At 42.2% G+C, this 18,380-nt stretch carries 20 protein-coding genes; 12 read left to right on the top strand and 8 right to left on the bottom strand.

The features are described from left to right. Window positions 1–29 precede the first annotated feature (29 nt). Entirely contained in the window at window positions 30–650 is a 621-nt protein-coding gene (gene kapD / locus ACFQWC_RS14070; RefSeq protein ID WP_299743810.1) for a 3'-5' exonuclease KapD, read from the bottom strand. A 247-nt stretch (window positions 651–897) separates the two neighbouring features. On the opposite strand from kapD, the gene ACFQWC_RS14075 reads away from it, so the two are divergent. After that, window positions 898–2,109, top strand: coding sequence for an MFS transporter (locus ACFQWC_RS14075; RefSeq protein ID WP_377108504.1), 1,212 nt, complete (start codon window positions 898–900; stop codon window positions 2,107–2,109). A 16-nt stretch (window positions 2,110–2,125) separates the two neighbouring features. Then, a complete protein-coding gene (locus tag ACFQWC_RS14080; RefSeq protein ID WP_299743807.1) occupies window positions 2,126–3,973 on the top strand; it encodes a transglycosylase domain-containing protein in 1,848 nt (615 codons plus the stop codon). A gap of 39 nt (window positions 3,974–4,012) precedes the next feature. Here the strand turns inward: ACFQWC_RS14080 and ACFQWC_RS14085 are convergent, their stop codons facing one another. After that, window positions 4,013–4,588, bottom strand: a complete 576-nt coding sequence (locus tag ACFQWC_RS14085; RefSeq protein WP_299743804.1) for a DUF5366 family protein — start codon at window positions 4,586–4,588, stop codon at window positions 4,013–4,015. A 165-nt stretch (window positions 4,589–4,753) separates the two neighbouring features. Beyond that, the gene (locus tag ACFQWC_RS14090; RefSeq protein ID WP_377108062.1) at window positions 4,754–5,017 is read right to left on the bottom strand and encodes a hypothetical protein; all 264 of its coding nucleotides are present in this window, start codon (window positions 5,015–5,017) and stop codon (window positions 4,754–4,756) included. A 302-nt stretch (window positions 5,018–5,319) separates the two neighbouring features. Here ACFQWC_RS14090 and ACFQWC_RS14095 point away from each other — a divergent pair, with 302 nt between their 5' ends. Genes ACFQWC_RS14095 through mnhG form a run of 7 tightly spaced genes read left to right on the top strand, consistent with a single transcriptional unit; the run spans window position 5,320 to window position 11,078 of the window. Further along, window positions 5,320–7,725, top strand: a complete 2,406-nt coding sequence (locus ACFQWC_RS14095; protein WP_299743799.1) for a Na+/H+ antiporter subunit A — start codon at window positions 5,320–5,322, stop codon at window positions 7,723–7,725. After that, complete coding sequence (locus tag ACFQWC_RS14100) at window positions 7,722–8,150, top strand: Na(+)/H(+) antiporter subunit B (RefSeq protein ID WP_299743796.1); 429 nt, start codon at window positions 7,722–7,724, stop codon at window positions 8,148–8,150. Before ACFQWC_RS14095 ends, ACFQWC_RS14100 begins: the two co-directional genes overlap by 4 nt. After that, a complete protein-coding gene (locus tag ACFQWC_RS14105) occupies window positions 8,150–8,491 on the top strand; it encodes a Na(+)/H(+) antiporter subunit C (RefSeq protein ID WP_044338125.1) in 342 nt (113 codons plus the stop codon). Before ACFQWC_RS14100 ends, ACFQWC_RS14105 begins: the two co-directional genes overlap by 1 nt. Continuing rightward, window positions 8,484–9,965, top strand: a complete 1,482-nt coding sequence (locus tag ACFQWC_RS14110; RefSeq protein ID WP_299743791.1) for a Na+/H+ antiporter subunit D — start codon at window positions 8,484–8,486, stop codon at window positions 9,963–9,965. Before ACFQWC_RS14105 ends, ACFQWC_RS14110 begins: the two co-directional genes overlap by 8 nt. 6 nt (window positions 9,966–9,971) lie before the next feature. After that, entirely contained in the window at window positions 9,972–10,448 is a 477-nt protein-coding gene (locus tag ACFQWC_RS14115) for a Na+/H+ antiporter subunit E (protein WP_299743789.1), read from the top strand. Further along, a complete protein-coding gene (locus tag ACFQWC_RS14120) occupies window positions 10,448–10,732 on the top strand; it encodes a Na(+)/H(+) antiporter subunit F1 (protein WP_299743786.1) in 285 nt (94 codons plus the stop codon). The genes ACFQWC_RS14115 and ACFQWC_RS14120 overlap by 1 nt, the downstream gene beginning before the upstream one ends. Beyond that, the gene (gene mnhG / locus ACFQWC_RS14125; protein ID WP_299743783.1) at window positions 10,716–11,078 is read left to right on the top strand and encodes a monovalent cation/H(+) antiporter subunit G; all 363 of its coding nucleotides are present in this window, start codon (window positions 10,716–10,718) and stop codon (window positions 11,076–11,078) included. The genes ACFQWC_RS14120 and mnhG overlap by 17 nt, the downstream gene beginning before the upstream one ends. Before the next feature lie 58 nt (window positions 11,079–11,136). Here mnhG and ACFQWC_RS14130 read toward each other — a convergent pair whose 3' ends face one another. Then, entirely contained in the window at window positions 11,137–11,505 is a 369-nt protein-coding gene (locus ACFQWC_RS14130; protein ID WP_299743782.1) for a DUF2188 domain-containing protein, read from the bottom strand. Window positions 11,506–11,589: 84 nt separating this feature from the next. Next, on the bottom strand, window positions 11,590–11,973 hold the full coding sequence (locus tag ACFQWC_RS14135; protein WP_299743779.1) for a PaaI family thioesterase: 384 nt from the start codon (window positions 11,971–11,973) through the stop codon (window positions 11,590–11,592). Window positions 11,974–12,148: 175 nt separating this feature from the next. On the opposite strand from ACFQWC_RS14135, the gene ACFQWC_RS14140 reads away from it, so the two are divergent. Continuing rightward, entirely contained in the window at window positions 12,149–12,529 is a 381-nt protein-coding gene (locus ACFQWC_RS14140; RefSeq protein WP_299743776.1) for a YuzC family spore coat inner layer protein, read from the top strand. A gap of 75 nt (window positions 12,530–12,604) precedes the next feature. Here ACFQWC_RS14140 and ACFQWC_RS14145 read toward each other — a convergent pair whose 3' ends face one another. Both ACFQWC_RS14145 and ACFQWC_RS14150 read right to left on the bottom strand, forming a co-directional pair. Next, window positions 12,605–13,921 (bottom strand): Na+/H+ antiporter family protein, encoded by a 1,317-nt coding sequence (locus tag ACFQWC_RS14145; protein ID WP_299743774.1) that lies wholly within the window; start codon window positions 13,919–13,921, stop codon window positions 12,605–12,607. 503 nt (window positions 13,922–14,424) lie between these two features. After that, on the bottom strand, window positions 14,425–15,930 hold the full coding sequence (locus ACFQWC_RS14150; RefSeq protein WP_377108067.1) for a leucyl aminopeptidase: 1,506 nt from the start codon (window positions 15,928–15,930) through the stop codon (window positions 14,425–14,427). A 157-nt stretch (window positions 15,931–16,087) separates the two neighbouring features. Here ACFQWC_RS14150 and ACFQWC_RS14155 point away from each other — a divergent pair, with 157 nt between their 5' ends. Together ACFQWC_RS14155 and ACFQWC_RS14160 are read left to right on the top strand one after the other, a co-directional pair. Beyond that, window positions 16,088–16,567: a divergent PAP2 family protein gene (locus ACFQWC_RS14155; RefSeq protein ID WP_149157587.1), complete on the top strand. Its 480-nt coding sequence runs from the start codon at window positions 16,088–16,090 to the stop codon at window positions 16,565–16,567. 10 nt (window positions 16,568–16,577) lie between these two features. Beyond that, window positions 16,578–17,366 (top strand): cobalamin-binding protein, encoded by a 789-nt coding sequence (locus tag ACFQWC_RS14160; RefSeq protein WP_377108069.1) that lies wholly within the window; start codon window positions 16,578–16,580, stop codon window positions 17,364–17,366. A gap of 42 nt (window positions 17,367–17,408) precedes the next feature. Here ACFQWC_RS14160 and ACFQWC_RS14165 read toward each other — a convergent pair whose 3' ends face one another. Then, window positions 17,409–18,113: a 3D domain-containing protein gene (locus tag ACFQWC_RS14165; RefSeq protein WP_341356884.1), complete on the bottom strand. Its 705-nt coding sequence runs from the start codon at window positions 18,111–18,113 to the stop codon at window positions 17,409–17,411. Window positions 18,114–18,380: the final 267 nt, after the last annotated feature.

Consider the following 18,380-nt stretch of genomic DNA (forward strand, 5'->3'; position numbering starts at 1 on the left):
GACCTTAGTAAGGTCCGTCCCTCATTTCATCATGCAAGCTGATTGTAAAATTTGGAGAGGTCGATTCTGTCCCCTATGGTTGTAGGTTCAGCTTTATCGAGGTATTTTTTGTCTTTTTCGACCAGATTGTAGATATGGTGGGTGGTGAGGGCATCATCTAATGCTTTATGATGTTTTCCGACTCCTTCTCTACCGTATTCCTGAACTGCTTTCCATAGCCCCGTTTGGTTTTGATCACCAAAGAAGCGTTTATATTCCATGGACAAGTCGACGAATTGAGCTTGGAAAGGAAATGGAATATCAGTCTGGGAACAATTATCCCTCAGTACCTTCATATCCATGTTTCCCCACGTTACTACCTTCTCGACTCCCCTTGCATTTAAACCGTTAAAATAGTCGATCAAGCAATGAAACGATATTCCCGTATCGACTTCTTGCTGATTGATCGATAAGAACCGTTTACAGCGATTGGTTAGTTTGGGAAACGCAGTCGGTTTCACATAAGATGAAAACGTATCTGACACTTTCCCATTCTGAACGACCACTACACCAGCTTCGATAATCTCTGGATAAAAACCTTTGGGGACTCTATGTCGTTCCGGCATAGAAAACTCAAAATCTATGAACACAAGCTGATCCGCTTTCGCCACAATACTCCCTCCTCAAAATGTGGATAAGACCCCAATTTATCTATAATAAATAGAATGCAAAAATAATGGTACACACGTCACTTTCCCATACTTCTTATTCTTACATTATATCATGTTGAACCTAGAAATTATGACTAATTCCCGGTTTTCACCGTGAATAAATGTTCTTCGTTGGACTGGAGACTGTATCTTTAATAAAATGAATATTTAGGTATACGAAATAAATATCACATAGAAGGTGTTAACCATTTCAATCAAAAAAAAGAATTTAACGATTATGCTTTTGGCCAATTTCCTGGTAGCGGCAAGCGCGACAATGGTCTTGCCGTTTTTATCCCTTTATATCGAAACCTTTGGTACGTACAGTGAAGAATATGTACAGCGCTGGTCAGGGTTTGTGTTTGGGGTTACATTTTTAACGGCTTTCTTTATTTCTCCATTATGGGGACGGATCGGAGACCGTTTCGGGTATAAGCCGATCCTCCTTATTACAGGGTACGGAATCGCTGCGTCCATTTTTCTAATGGGCTTTATGGATTCGGTGTGGGGACTCTTTCTGCTTCGAATGGTCATGGGGGCTGTGACAGGCTTCATCCCTACCTCAATGGCCCTTATTTCCGCCCAGACCCCCAAGGAAGAAGCAGGTCGCACATTGGGGACCTTGCAAATGGGAACCGTGTCAGGAGGGTTATTCGGTCCGGTGATTGGTGGGATCCTCGCCGATAATGTGGGCTTTTCCTACACGTTTATTTTCACCTCCATTGCCATTGCCGTAGCAGCAACTGTTGTATTAATAGGCATTAATGAGCAACGGAGCAAAGAGCAACGGAATCAACGAAACCAGTATTCAAGTAAAGAAGTGCTTCACCATATTTTCAGTCACAAATTATTAGTGACGGTTCTATTACTGTCATTCCTTATCCAGGTTGCGAATTTTAGCATCCAGCCTCTTCTCGCCCTTTATGTAGACGAACTTACCTCTTCTACGAATCTGGCATTTCTGGCGGGAATTGCTTTCTCTGCTACCGGATTTGGTAATTTACTCGCGACCAGACGATGGGGTCAGCTTGGTGATGATATTGGTTATGAAAAAGTTTTATCGATTCTCCTTGTTCTGGCATCTATTTTCATCGTGCCTCAAGCACTTGCTGTTGAACTTTGGCAACTCGTCCTGTTCCGTTTCTTGTTTGGGATCGCGATTGGCGGGATGATTCCTTGTGTGACGGCTTATATCCGTCAGGAAGCCCCTATAAGCATGCAAGGGGAAGTGCTTGGATACAATCAAAGCTTTCGTTTTCTTGGAAACGTGGTTGGACCTGCTTTCGGAGGGGTTGTGTCAGGATATATTGGTATTTCTTCCGTTTTTTATGTAACAGGTGCTTTATTCTTGGGCGCGTTTGGATTACTATGGTGGAGTATACGTCATTCTGAAACAACCAGCCATGTGAAAGATTACTAGAAAAGTAGAGTGAGAAATGAGAGTTTTCGCAGGTTATATAACGGTTATTAGTTTTATGCTCATATTTTTTACCACATTATTTTTTACGACGGATGAATTAAACAAAGTACAAAGCTTTCAAAAGGAACTGGAACTCGCTGTAAGTGTAGATACCATAGACCTTAATCGGACGAGCTTACTCCTCGACCAAAACGGGCATGTCTTTTCAGAGGTGAACCGTCCCTATCGTTTATATGTTTCGGATGAACAGATTCCTCCCTTTATGGAGGAAATTCTAGTCGCGTCAGAGGATCAGAACTTTTATGAACACGTTGGATTTGATGCCGGAGCGATTCTTCGGGCTGTTGTGAAAAATTTAGTGTTTACCCACATTCAACAGGGTGGGAGCACGATTACACAGCAGCTCGCAAGAAATTTATATCTAGGTCAGGAAAAAACGTACAATCGTAAATTGACCGAGTTATTTTATGCCCATGAAATTGAAAAATCATTATCAAAAGATGAAATTTTAGAGCTTTATCTGAATGTCATTTACTTCAGTAATGGTGTTTATGGGATTGAAACTGCGTCACAGTACTACTTTCAGAAGAGTGTAACGGAACTCAATCAGGCAGAGATGGCGTTCATTGCATCGATTCCCAATAACCCGGGAAAATATGATCCCATCGATCATTTCGATCAAACGAAAGTTCGTCAGGAGCGCCTCCTGGATATTCTAGTGGCTACGTCCAAGCTTTCTAAAGAACAGGCGGAAAAACTAAAAAAAGTTCCGATTAGCTTAAACGTTCGTAAGAAAAAAGACTTATACCCTGACTACGCTTTTTACGTTGAAAACGAATTAAAAGAACTGATCTCCATGCACGAGGGGTACAAATTGGAATTAGAAAATGCAGAATCTCCTGAAGAAAAGGAAAGGATCGCTCAGAAGCTTGAGGAACGTTTTCAGGAAGTGATTTCCTCAGGTGTCCGGATTCAAACTGCTTTAAATCCAGCTCTTCAACAAAAAAGTGTTCAAGCCTTAAATGATAATTTACAGAAAGAGCTACAGGGAGCCACTATCACCATCGACAACAAGACAAGGAACATTGTGGCCTTGTCCGGCGGCAGGGAGTATCAGAAATACAATTTTCATCATGCATTTCAAGCCTTCAGGCAACCAGGATCAGCGATAAAACCACTTCTTGTATATGGGCCATATATTGAGAAATACCAGGCTTCCATTACAGATAAAGTGAATGCGAACCGGTACTGCATCGGTGATTATTGCCCTATAAACTATGGAGGGGTTCAGCCTGGTAACGTGACGTTAAAACAATCGCTGGCGCAATCCTATAACAGTTCGGCACTTCGATTGCTGGAAAGAGTCGGAATAGAGGAAGCCTTTAAATCCCTATCTGCTTTTTCATTTAAAAAGGTCTCAAACGAGGACAAAACGTTTGCTTCATCGGTTGGAGGATTCACTTATGGAATGAGCCCTTTGGAATTAACCGATGCCTATACATCTTTTATTGATGGGAATTACCAGGAGAGTCATGCCATTATTCACGTGAAAGACAATAACGGTAAGATTCTTTATAAATGGAAGAATGATCAGAAGAAGGTATGGTCCGCAGATACAACATCCAAAATAAGAAAAATGCTGGGCGAAGCAGCTACTTCGGGAACCGGAAGGACAGCTTACGTTTCAAAACCTTATGTGGGAATCAAAACCGGAACCACCAATAACTATCATGACTACTGGGTGATGGGATTAACAGACACCTTCACTACTGGAGTATGGGTCGGGCACGACATCCCCCGGAACATGAGTCAGATCGAGCAACAGCGGCCAAGTCATAAGATTTGGAAAAGAATCATGGAATAACAAAAGAGTCTTCAGCATGTGCCGAAGACTCTTTTGTTACTAAAATTTCACCTTCGACATCACTGGCAAACTCGCCATCACCCCGTTGTATAATTTCAAAAAAACAAAGAATATCGTTAAGAATAAGGATGACCAAGAGAACACCTGTAAACTGACGACTCCGATGATTCCCATTTTCGAGAGGGATGGACTTATTTTATAAACAAAATAAATAAAATACACGATGGAGCTTAAAGTAAATATGATCAAAAGTCCCAGGAAGGATTTCAGACTCAAAACAGATACGAGGCCACCGATAAAGTAAATCATCGAGCCTGTTCGAACGCGGTTATACAATAAACCATTCGAATCCATGGAGAAAAACAGCATGGATACACCATTGATCGTCTCCGCTATCAGCTTCAAGGCAGCAAACACCATAAAAAAAGCAACCATTAACAAGATCAAAATGGCGAGCTTTAATTGCATATCCGATAAAAACTCCCTCATTCCGGGATAGACACCAATTTTCTTGAAGATGTCCACAAACACTTCCACACCATATACGGAAAACGTAAGGCTAAATAACAATATAGAAAAAAGAGGCAAGTAACTTGTTAAGTATGTATTTTTCAATCAAAACTCTCCCATAACGATTCTTCAACCACTCTCATCATAATCGTTTATGAGTATCTTGAAAAGGGTATAGAAACAGAAGGAACAATGACTATATACCTATCATTCATTTCGTGAAAATGACAAAAAGACTGCCCCTTCAATCATTGCAGAAAGGACAGATCCTTATTGTTGGGTCTCATGGCCAGAATGCGGCACGACTCGAATATATTCCCGCGATCCAAATGGTTGTCTTTGAGAAATGGGATCTCTCGTTACTTCTTCTTCCACTTCTTCTGTTTCACCATATTGAACCGGCCTGATATTCATACTGGCAGGGTCTTCAATTTCAATGATTCCTCTATTAAACCGATCTTGTGATTCAATTAACCACGCAAAGCCAAAAAAAGTAAAGAATATGGTCGTAACCGCTACAGTTTTCTTTTTCATAACTTCACCACCTTATGGATAGGATTCTCCAATTAGACCGAAACTATTCTTGAGCTCGAGGAATTCAGAAAAAATCTAACAATTTTTCAGGTGTATTTTCCGTCTGTCTTCATATTTAATACTTCATGAACAATCTGATACCAACGGAATCCTCAGTAATGCAAGCATTTATTTTTTACGTTATAATGCTCTTTGAGGTTCAGCTTCGGTCGAGGTTTTTGAAAGAAGATGCTTGTTTAAAAACTGGAAAGACATTAGACCATGCTTTAGAATAAATGAATTTTACATGAGGGGGGTTTTATATGACTTTGTTACATTGGGCTATTGTATCGCCTTTTTTATTTGCCATACTCATTCCATTCCTTTATAAGGCATTTCGGAATGTACATACCGGTTGGTTCGTATTACTGCTGCCAGTCGCTTTATTTACTTACTTTTTTCAATTCATCTCCATTACCAAAAATGGAGACACCGTCAAGGAAACCTTGGAGTGGATGCCGTCCTTCGGGATCAACTTCATCGCCTATGTTGACGGCCTTGGATTACTTTTCTCCCTTCTCATCACAGGGATTGGTTCACTGGTTGTCCTGTACTCGATTTATTACTTAGATAAGAAGAAAGAACAACTACATAACTTTTATGTGTATCTAATGATGTTTATGGGAGCGATGTTGGGAGTTGTCCTTTCTGATAACCTAATCGTTCTTTATATGTTCTGGGAGTTCACTTCCATCTCCTCATTCTTATTAATCGGTTACTGGTATCATCGTGAACGTTCGAGATACGGTGCTCAGAAATCCATGCTCATTACCGTATTTGGTGGACTGAGCATGCTAGGAGGATTTTTACTTCTCTATCTTATGGGTGGGACCTTCAGCATCAGGGAATTAGTCATGCAAGCAGATCAGCTCATGACTGAAGCACTGTTCCTTCCAGCATTATTGCTTGTCCTATTAGGCGCATTCACGAAGTCAGCTCAATTCCCGTTCCACATTTGGTTACCTGATGCCATGGAGGCACCGACACCGGTCAGTGCTTACCTGCACTCTGCCACAATGGTCAAAGCCGGTATTTATCTTGTTGCCCGCATGAGCCCGGTATTTGCAGAATCAAGTGTATGGCTGTGGCTTGTGGGCGGATTCGGTATCTTTACACTATTCTGGGGTTCCTTTAATGCGGTGAAACAAACGGATCTTAAAGGAATACTTGCATTTTCAACCGTCAGTCAACTTGGTCTTATCATGTCTTTATTGGGAGTCGGAGCAGCGGCTCTTCACTATAGTCAATTGGAAGATAATATTTATATGGTGGCTACCCTTGCAGCCGTCTTCCATTTAATTAACCATGCGACCTTTAAGGGAAGCTTGTTCATGGTTGTCGGTATCATTGACCATGAAACAGGCACGAGGGATATTCGTAAGCTTGGTGGGTTGATGAACTTTATGCCGATCACTTTCACCATTGCGATTATCGGAGCCTTCTCCATGGCTGGACTTCCTCCATTTAATGGATTCTTAAGTAAAGAGATGTTCTTTACAGGAATGGTAAGGGTCCTTGAAATGGATATTTTCAACTTGGATACACTGGGCATGATTTTCCCAATCCTTGCTTGGGTAGGCAGTGTGTTCACATTTATTTACAGCATGATTCTTGTGTTTAAAACCTTCACAGGTGAACACCAACCGGAGAAACTTGAAAAGAAGCCACATGAAGCTCCACTTGGAATGTTGATTCCACCAATCATTTTGGCTTCACTTGTGATTATTTTTGGTTTCTTTCCAAATATCCTGTCAGAACGAATCATCGCTCCGGCAGTGGCTGCCATTACTCCTAGCCTGATTCAGGAAGGACATGCTGTCGAAACTCATATTTCATTCTGGCATGGATTTACGCCTGAACTGTTTATGACTTTCGGGGTCATTCTATTTGGAATCCTGTTATATCTCCTCCTTCCAAAATGGAGAAAAGTGTACTCATGGATCCCTGATCGTTTCACATTGAATTCATTTTATGATGGTGGATTAATCGGAACCGAACGCGGAGCTTACAACTTTACAAAAGGTTATATGACAGGTTTTATCCGTACGTATCTTGTATATATATTCTCCTTCTTAATTGCCGTATTACTGTTTAGTTTGTGGTTTAAGGGAGCATTTGCGATCAATACGGATGATTTGGCTCCGATTGGGGTCTATGAGGTGGCCATAGCGCTTTTACTTATTATCAGCTCGGTTACCATCTTGTTTGCAAAGTCTCGATTAACGTCCATCATTTCGCTGGGGGCTGCCGGATATACGGTTTCTTTATTCTTTGTATTATTCCGCGCTCCGGACCTTGCTCTTACACAGCTTGTAATCGAGACCGTGTCCGTTGCTCTATTCTTACTTTGCTTCTATCACCTGCCTCCATTAAGCAGGCATGAAGAACGAATGAGCTTTAAACTTGGTAATGCGTTGATTTCCATTGGAGTCGGCGTGGTCGTTACCTTATTTGCGATTTCTGCTTACAGCACAAAGCTTTATGACTCAATTTCAAGCTATTACATCGAGAATGTGTATGAAGAAGCCGGCGGTAAGAACATGGTCAACGTCATACTCGTTGACTTCCGTGGATTTGATACATTATTTGAAATTTGTGTGTTGGCGATAGCCGCACTTGGTATTTTCTCCATGATTAAATTGCGTCTGACAAGGGGGAAAGAAGGATGAAAACAAAAACGAATGACGTCATTTTACAAACCGTAACGAACGTTGTCGCATTCATCATTATCCTGTTTTCTCTGAGACTTTTCTTCGCCGGGCACTACACCCCGGGTGGAGGCTTTATTGGAGGCTTGATGACTTCGGCTGCGATTGTGTTACTGTTGTTGGCGTATGATATCAAAACAGTAGCTACTATCCTGCCAGTGGATTATAAAATCATTACTGCGATTGGTTTACTTCTGGCTGTGGCGACTTCTGCGGGGGCACTTCTGTTTGATGTTCCTTTCCTGACTCATGCGTACGATTATTTCCATCTTCCATTGTTAGGAAAGACATCCCTGCATACAGCCGTTTTATTTGATACAGGAGTGTATCTGGTTGTGATCGGTGTCACAATGACCATTATTCAAACGATTGGGGTGAGCGAATAATGGAAATATTAATGGCCATTGTTGTCGGAATTCTTATTACCATCGCCGTGTACTTAATGTTATCCAAAAGCTTGCTCCGAATCATTATCGGGACGGCATTGTTGAGTCACGGTGCACATCTTTTACTTCTTTCCATTAGTGGTCTAAAAGGAGGAGCTGCACCTCTTCTTGGAGAACACGCAAAATCTTATGTCGATCCGTTACCACAAGCATTGATTTTAACAGCGATTGTTATTAGCTTTGGAGTGACAGCTTTCTTCCTTGTTCTTGCTTATCGGGCATATCAAGAGCTTGGAACGGATAATATGGATCAGATGAGAGGTAACGAAGGAAATGACTAACTTATTAATACTACCCATTTTAATCCCGTTATTTACGGCGATTATCTTAATGTTTATCAGCAAATATGTGAAACTACAACGCGGGATTTCAAGCCTATCGACTCTGGCTACCATTGCAGCATCCCTTGTACTCATCAACACCATCTACAATGATGGAATACAAACGATTAACTTAGGAAGCTGGGTGGCTCCTTTTGGGATTACACTCGTTTCTGACATGCTCTCTGCTTTACTGGTGACGACGACAAGCATCATCACATTGGTTGTGCTACTTTACTCCTTCAAGTCGATAGGAGCCGACAGAGAACGATTCTACTACTACCCTGTTGTTCAGTTCCTATTGGTGGGAGTGAACGGGGCATTTACAACCGGGGATATCTTTAACCTCTTCGTCTTTTTCGAAGTAATGCTGATGAGTTCGTATGTTCTGCTCGTTCTTGGCGGGACAAAGGCTCAGTTGCGTGAAGGAATTAAATACATCCTTGTCAATGTCATCTCCTCTGCTTTATTCGTTATTGCCGTGGCGTACTTGTATTCCGTAGTGGGGACACTGAATATGGCAGATATTTCGAGAAAGATTGCTGATGTGAATCAGCCGGGAATTCTTACAGCGATCGCCATCATGTTTCTCTTAGTCTTCGGACTTAAGGGTGCGATCTTCCCTCTTTACTTTTGGTTACCAGGCTCATACTACGCTCCACCAACACCGGTGCTTGCTTTATTCGGAGCCTTGCTTACAAAGGTAGGGGTTTATTCGATTTTACGAACGTACACATTATTCTTCTACCATGATATCGGGTATACACATGAAATCCTGAGCATGTTAGCCATCCTGACAATCGTGCTTGGCTGTATCGGCGCCATCGCGTATTGGGATGTTAAGAAAATCATTATCTACAACATCATCATTGCAGTTGGTGTGATATTGTTCGGGGTGTCGACCATGAACCCTGAAGCATTAGAAGGAGCTATTTACTATCTAGTTCACGACATGTTCATTAAAGCCGCCCTCTTCCTTCTTGTCGGGGTGATGATCGCGATAACGGGAACGACTAACCTTAAGAAGATGGGAGGTCTCATCAAGGAGTACCCGTGGCTCGGCTGGACATTCCTGGTCGCTGCATTCTCCTTGGCAGGTATCCCTCCTTTGAGTGGATTTATTGGAAAACTATTAATTCTAAGAGGAAGCTTTGCTGCAGAAGCCTATGTAGGTGCAGGAGTGGTTCTGGCATCAAGTCTCTTAGTACTGTATTCTGTTATTAAAATCTTCCTGAACGGTATATGGGGTAACCCGAAAGAATACAAAGGAGTTTCAAAAGGACACGCTCGTTACTTATGGATGACCTCAGCGATACTCGTCGTGTTAGCTGTATGTTACGGCTTTGGTGCCGAAGCGATCCGTCCTTTATTCTCACAAGCAGCGGAAGTACTGGTGAATCCGAATCTCTATATAGACGCAGTGTTAAAGGAGTAATGTAGAATGGCTTTTCAAATTTTATTAAACTTTTTCATGGCCTTTGTCTGGATGTTTCTTTCGGTATCCTTTACTTCTCAGTCATTCATAATTGGCTATTTGCTAGGATTGCTTGTGATTTTTGCATTCAGAAGGTTTTTCAGCTCACGGTTTTATTTATTGCGCGTGACTGCCGTGATCAACTTATTGTTCTTGTTCTTAAAAGAACTTATCCTTGCTAACATCTCGGTCTTAAAAACGATTCTAAGACCCAAGCTTGATTTCCAACCGGGAATCTTTGCTTTACCGACTGATTTAAAAACAGATTGGGAGATTACCCTATTAGCTAATCTCATTACCTTAACACCCGGGACCCTCGTGATGGATGTATCGTATGATAATAAGATCCTTTATGTCCATGCCATCGATATCCCGGATGTGGATCAAGCCATTGATGAGATAAAAAATTCCTTTGAAAAAGCCATTATGGAGGTGAGCCGCTAATGTTACACACGATTTTTCAAATCACACTGCTATGCGTCTCCCTATCCATGCTGGGACTTGTATACAGGGTTGTGAAAGGGCCAACCACTCCCGACCGTGTGGTAGCCCTGGATGCAATCGGTATTAATCTGATTGCCATCATCGCCCTCGTATCCATTATGCTCGATACTTACGCCTTTCTGGAAGTTATTCTCCTTCTTGGGATTCTGGCTTTCTTAGGAACCGTTGCCTTTTCAAAGTTCTTAGAGAAAGGGGAGATCATCGAACGTGAGCGAGATCATTAGATTTTTCATCGGATTCTTTTTAGTAGTAGGAGGGTTTCTCAGCCTGGTCACTGCCTTTGGTTTGCTGAGGCTCCCGGATGTATATACGAGAAATCATGCGGCTTCTAAAAGTGCGACACTGGGCGTGATGTCGATTCTTTTGGCAACATTCCTTTACTTTTATTTGGAGCATGGACACTTTAATTCGAGACTGATTCTGACAATCGTCTTCATCTTTGTGACGGCACCGGTTGCTGGACACCTCATCTCAAGAGCTGCTTATAATTCCGGGGTTAAGCTCTGGGACAAAAGTGTTCGGGATGACCTGAAAAATAAAAAAGAATACGATCGTCAAAACAATCAGTAAGCAGCATACAAAAAGGCTTGACCCCACGAGGATCTCCTCGGTTGGTCAAGCCTTTTTCTTATCGTTGATACAAGTGATCCTCTACACTTCCATCCTGTTTGTGTACAACAAGCGTGCCGGAATGATCCGTCACATAGTCCTTTGCCTTTGACAATAGCTTATCCTTTGTCTCTTCTACCAGGATGGCACGTTGTCCGTCTGCTTTCTTTAATTGCCAGCCGTCATCATGTGGGGTGACATGATATTCCGTTTTATCCGAAGCGTTCCCTTCTTCAGATTTATGGGCCTGGTCAGTGGCAATCGCAATCGCTCTTCCTTCCTCATACCCTTCATCGAGAAGAGCATTGGCAATCTCAATGGCTTTGTGTCGAACGTCCGCAGGCAGGTTTTTGAGTGAATCCGGATAATCATTTTTTGTCCAACTCATTAAATATTGCCTCCTATTTAAATGGTTAGTAATTGATTTCCCATTTATTCACTTTTTAAACGTATGGATATGTAAGAATTCAGTTTAGCGTTTTGGAACAACTGCCATCGTACATCTTGAAACACAGATCAATTGATCGTCCTCATCCGTGATCTTAATCTCCCAAACCATTGTGGTTCTCCCTTGGTGCATCACCGTTCCTGTCGCAGTGACAAGACCTTCACGCTTTGCTTTAATATGATTGGCGTTGATCTCCAAACCGAAGCAAATCTCCTTATCCAGATCAATTAATTGCACCGCCCCGACACTCGCAACCGTTTCTGCAAGTGCCACTGATGCTCCTCCATGGAGGAACCCGAATGGCTGTCTCGTGTTTTCATTTACGGGCATCGTCGCAATTACTTTTCCTTTTCCCAGTTCGACAAACTCAATTCCTAACGCGCTGATTAATGTATTTTCCATGTTCATGTGAATCACCTCATAATATTTTCTTCTCTATTATCTGTTCTATAGTGGCTGTGAAAATCCTTTATTTTGCCTCAAAGGGCTTGCCCTCTCTCCCCATCCACCTTTTGTTTCATGAATAATTCCCTCTTCATTTTCATACATATCCTTAGAGCATTCCTAAGAAAGGGGTTATGTTATGTATCGGTACCATCCTTTTTATCCGCCCACTCAACGCCCCTATCCTCCTATTTATTCAAGGGCACAGCCTTCTTACAACCGCAACTATCCCCCTGTTGAAACCAAAACATTTATGTCATCAGCGGGTAAAACCCTGAGCCTGATGGATGACGCCCAAAAGGTACTGCGCAGAATTAACAGTTCTAAAGATTTTTCATCGAAGTTTATGAATGCTGCACAGCAATCAAACCTCCCTGAAGTTCATAAACTACTTCAAACCATCGGCACAAGAGTACAACCCGTAGTCTCATTTAATCCTGACGGTGTGCGTTTAGTCTTCGATGAGAAGCTTGGCCAGGTGGATTGCTGTCATTTGATCGTAATTGTTCGGTGGATGTAGGGAAGGCATAATTATCGACGATGGTTACCTATTCAATAAAAAAAAGCAAGGGAACACATCCCTTGCTTTTTCCATTTATAAAATGATTGCTGCAATCCAACCGAACAGGATCAGTGGAATATTGTAATGTAAGAATGTTGGTACACAAGTATCCCAAATATGATTATGCTGTCCATCTGCATTTAATCCTGCTGTCGGTCCAAGCGTACTGTCTGATGCCGGAGAACCAGCGTCACCAAGTGCACCTGCTGTTCCTACAATCGCGATCGTTGCGAGAGGGCTGAATCCAAGCTCCATGGCAAGTGGTACGAAAATGGCTGCAATGATCGGAATCGTAGCAAATGAAGATCCAATTCCCATTGTCACTAGAAGCCCTACAATCAACATGATAAGAGCAGCTAATGCCTGGTTTCCGCCGATTACGTCAGCAGTCGCTTCAACCAATGTTTCGACATCGCCTGTGGCTTTTACCACTTCAGCAAAACCTGATGCAGTAATCATCACAAAGCCAATGAACGCCATCATTTTCATACCTTCATTCAGTAACCCGTCTGCCTCTTTCCATTTAACTGATCCAGAAATATAAAGAACAGCAATACCGGCTAATGCACCAAAGATCATTGATTCCAGCTGAAGCTGAACGTATAAAGCGACAACGATGGAAACAAGGGCGAAAATCATCGCTCTTTTATTATAAACGACCTTCTCTTCAGCGATCACTTCTTCTGCTTCATTGTAGTCCCTTGGTTTACGGTAGCTCACAAATACGGCGATGAGTAACCCGATGACCATGCCCCCTACTGGAAGAAGCATCGCTTTTGGAATATCACCTAATGCAATCTCCATGCCGCTTGTACCCATGTTTTGTGCAATAATCTCATGGAACTGCAAGCCAAATCCTACTGGTAAAAGAATATAGGGAGCCGTTAATCCAAACGTAATCACGGATGCAATTAAACGTCTGTCTATACGTAACTCTGTCATCACCTTTAATAAAGGTGGAATCAAAATAGGAATAAAAGCAATATGAATCGGAATTACATTCTGTGAAAAACAAGCCATAATTAAAATAGATAAAACAATAAGTGCTTTCGAAAGGGCTGTTTTTCTAGAATCGCCTTTTTTCCCAACAACCTTCAGTACCCAGTCAACAAGCAGATTCGGGATTCCCGTGTAGGAAATCGCCACTGCGAATCCACCCAGTAATGCATAACTTAACGCGATATTTGCCCCGCCGCTGATTCCATCAGAAAATACGGCAATCGTCTTGTCTAATCCCAATCCACCAGTCAATCCTCCGACTAACGCACCAGTGATCAGAGCGAATACAACATTCACACGTACCAAGCTTAGTACAAGCATGACAAGAACCGCTATAACAACTGCGTTCATAACTACTTCCTCCTCAAAATTCTCCATACAACGATATATCGTTTTCCTTTAGTTCGCTAAATTGGTAGAGTAATAAAATCACGATTTCAACTTTAACAAGATAAAGAGAGTTTGTCAACACTTTAGCAGGGTGAAAGATGGCATGGGGGATTTTTCAGGAAAAACGGTGGGTTCATGTGGACTGTTGGGTCTGGTTGGGTCTTAGTGATTCCGGGTGAGTTGAATTAATTCCCATTAAATGTTCATCGGCTGGATTCTGGTCGAAAACGGCTGGATTTTCTACTTTTTCGGCCGGATTTTGAAGAAAAGTGGCTGGATTTCCCCCTATTTCGGCCGGATTTTAAAGCAAAACGGCTGGATTAGCTGCTATCCTAAACCGGATCCCGGTTTCATCCACAAATTAAGCTATCCTATACATTACAAATAAGGAATTCCAACAAAAAAAGCCTTCTTTCAGTGCTGGAATGCTCATGCACTGAAAAAAGACTCTTCGATCCATCACATTATTTCTCTAAAGGCACAAAACGCTCAACTAATAGTGCAAGCGTCCTTGCCATGACACCCGTTCCACCAGCAGGCCCCAGTTCATAACTGCCTTTGGTGGTAGCCGTACCGGCGATATCAAGGTGCACCCAAGGTAGACCTTCAGCGAACTCTCCGACAAATGCGCCACCCATGATGGCGTGACCAGCCCGTCCTGGTGAATTGTTCAAGTCGGCAATATCACTGCCACGAACACGTTTCTTATCGTTTTCCGTATATGGAAGCTGCCAAATGTATTCGCCCGATTCACCTGACGCTTCCAGCACTTGCTCGAAGAAAGCTTCATTATTCGTGAGAGCACCTGTTTTGTCTTCACCCAGAGCAATGATGACTCCCCCTGTTAAGGTTGCAACGTCCACTAAATAATTTGCCCCTTGATGCTTTGCATAGGTCATACCGTCAGCAAGCGCAAGACGGCCCTCAGCGTCTGTATTCAATACTTCAATGGTTTTACCGCTCATAGAGGTAATCACATCGTCAGGCTTGAATGCAGAGCCGCTCACCATATTGTCTGTTGAAGGAATGACGGCAACGACGTTCTGTTCCGGTTTGATTTCACCGATGATTTCCATGGCACCAAGAACTGCAGCAGCTCCTCCCATATCGGTTTTCATTCCGACGATTCCATCTTTAGGCTTAATCGAGTAACCGCCTGTATCAAAGGTGATTCCTTTTCCGACTAAACCGATGACATCCTTCCATTCATCTTTTCCGCTGTATTTAAGAACAATCATTTTCGGTGGTTCGACAGATCCCTGATTTACTGCGAGCAGTGCGCCCATTCCCAGATGCTCCATCTCTTCTTTATCTAAAATCTCAACTTCAAAGTTGTATCGCTCAGCTAATTCAAGGGCGTATTCTGCTAATTTCGTCGAGGTTAATAGATTACCGGGGGTGTTCACCAGCGTACGGGCTGAATTGACTCCGTTACCAAAGGCAGAGCCGATATGTAAAGCCATCTCTACTTCCTTAGAATCTGAGCTTGTAAAGAACTCGATCGACTCTACCTGTACCTCTGGTCGATTTGATTTCTTCTTGTATCCGTGGAATTCATATGTAGACATCGTAAAGGCTTCTGTAAAGGCATGAGCTGCATCTGTTGCTGTCATTTCTTCAGAAACAAATGTATCCAATGCTACTGAAAAAGAAGACATTTTCATCTCTTTTAAAGCCTTTGATGCTACGCCTAACGATTCTTTTAAAGAATCAAACGTAAGCTCTTTTTGTTTTCCAAGACCTACAAATAATAACCGCTTTGTTTCCAGTTTTCCAAATGTATGTATTTTTGACACTTTCTTTGCTTCCGAAGAAATGTCTCCGTCTTTTACAAGTTGCGTAAGATAGCCTTCAAACGTGCGATCAAGTTCTTTCAGCTCTCTTTCGAATGTTGGCTGATTGTAAACCCCAACGACCAGGCACTCTTGATTTGCCGTTCTTACTTCATTTTGATTAATCGAAAATTTCATTTTAACCGACACCTCCGCTCTCTATTATAGCGAAGATGTCCCATTATTTCGACTTTCTACCAAACCAATCCACAAAGTTAATTCAGTGGTTAATAGGGTATGATATAATGAGAACATTATTTTTATTCAAACAATTGAAAGGGTGGCATTTAACAGCATGGAAGTATTTTTTAATTTTCCATTATGGGCATCTTTATTTTCGATCTTTTTTGCTCAGTTTGTAAAGGTTCCCATACAGTTTATCGCTACGAGGGAATTAAATTGGTCATTGATTACCTCAACAGGCGGGATGCCGAGTTCCCATTCAGCGGCCGTAACGGCATTATCTACTGGAGTGGCCCTGGAAGTGGGCGTGGATTCACCAATCTTCGCTGTATCCGCCATGTTTGCCATCATCACGATGTTCGACGCAACGGGTGTCAGAAGGCAGGCAGGAGAACAAGCGATTGTTCTGAATCGGTTGATGGTGGATTTCCAGAGGTTTATGTCAGAAGCAAAAGGCTGGCAGAACAAGCCTGAACAAGAAAAGCGCAAGGAGCTAAAAGAATTACTCGGTCACAAACCCATTGAAGTGTTCTTTGGGGGACTTTCGGGGATTATTCTAACCCTTCTGCTTCATTATTTCTTTTATGCTTAGGAGTGTCACGATGAGAATTGTTTCAATCTGCCCCAGTAATACAGAAATAATCGATTATCTTGGATTAACACCGAATCTTGTAGGAGTGGATGATTACTCCGATTATCCTAAAGAGGTCGAGTCCCTTCCCCGGCTTGGACCGGATCTCTCTATTAACATGGATAAGGTAGAGTCCTTGAAACCTGATTTGGTGTTTTCTTCATTAAGTGTACCTGGTATGGAAAAAAACATAGAAGAACTGGAAAAGCGGAACATCCCCCACATCACTTTAAATCCACAGAGCTTCTCTGACATAGCAGAAGACCTTTTAACGGTTGGGAAAGCTTGTGGAATAGAAGAACATGCCATGATCCGACAACAAGAATTTTTGCAGACCGTAAAACGCTTAAAAACGATCAGTTCCGGGGTTCAAAATCCACCATCTCTATACTGGGAATGGTGGCCAAAGCCCGTTTTCACCCCTGGTAAGATCAACTGGTTAACCGAGTTGAGCGAGATGATCGGTGCTCGAAATCTATTTGATGATGTGGATCTGGCAAGTGTTCAAACGGATTGGGAAGATGTACTGAAACGTGATCCAGACTATATCTGTCTTGCCTGGGTCGGCGTTCAGCAGAAACGGGTTAACCCCGAAATCGTGAAGAAGCGCCCTGGTTGGAACGAAATGAAGGCTATTCAAAATGACCGGATTTTCGTTCTGGAAGAAGCTCTCTATTGCAGGCCATCACCCCTTCTGTTGAAAGGTGCTGTCAAGCTTGCAGGAGTTCTTCATCCTGAATTGTATAAAGAGGTCCAGTGATGATAAAAAGCTCGCAGTTCAAGTTGAACTGCGAGCTCTATTCTATTCTTCTTTTGGTGATAATATCTGCTGTCTAAACACTTGCATGGATTTATTTTCATTAAGATCCACTAATTGCTGTTCAGATAACTCACCTGAACCCATCTGGATTACATATACATCCAGCGTCTGTTTACCCCATTCATTATACACATCGTCCACTGTCTCGTAATAGAGGTCCAGTCTATTCCCCTTAATAGCGCTCCCTTTATCGGCTACTACCCCATATCCATAATGGGGGATAAAAAGAATGGTACCAATAGGATAAACGGAAAGATCGGCTGCAATCGTAGAATATAAATCACGTTTCACTTTCACTCCAGAGTATGTAATTCCATAGAGGGGATGCCCAGGGTTTTTCCCGGTCGATTCAATCCCGGCTGTATAGCCTGTCGCTACAACCTTATGCTTCGTATACTGATCCCAATCAACCGACTCTTCCAACGTCCTCGGTTCAACAGGTGTACTCGCAGAAATCTGAGTCTCAAAACCTGCCAGCCTCTTAAGAAATTTAAATGACAATCCTAAACGATTTGTCTGATGCTCTTTATAATTCAAACCGGCTTGATCATGTTCACCCTTGTCCATCAACCAGGTTTTAAAGGTTTCGGCCTCTACTCCCGAAACTGATTGAAACGTAGTTCCCAGTGCAAGGACAAACAAACTGGCCATAACGAATCTCTTCGTCCATGTTTTAAACAAATTCATGTATTCACTCCTCCCACCATTATTACTTCCCAACCAGGAGGGGATATATGCATAAATTGAGAAAATAATCGAATAGTTTCAATATTTGGAAATTATTAGGGTGGTAGTTTCGAGAGTCCCTTATAGAGGAATTTCAACGCCCATATGCGGCCATATGCGACTTTACAGGGGCTGACGATGATATTTCCTACTTCAATTAGTATGTACAATTTTTATAAAAAGTCATAATAAAAAACCGTTCAACTCGAGAAAGATGTCTCGGTTAAA

This window comes from Rossellomorea sp. GCM10028870, assembly GCF_042666755.1.
Lineage (GTDB): Bacteria > Bacillota > Bacilli > Bacillales > Bacillaceae_B > Rossellomorea.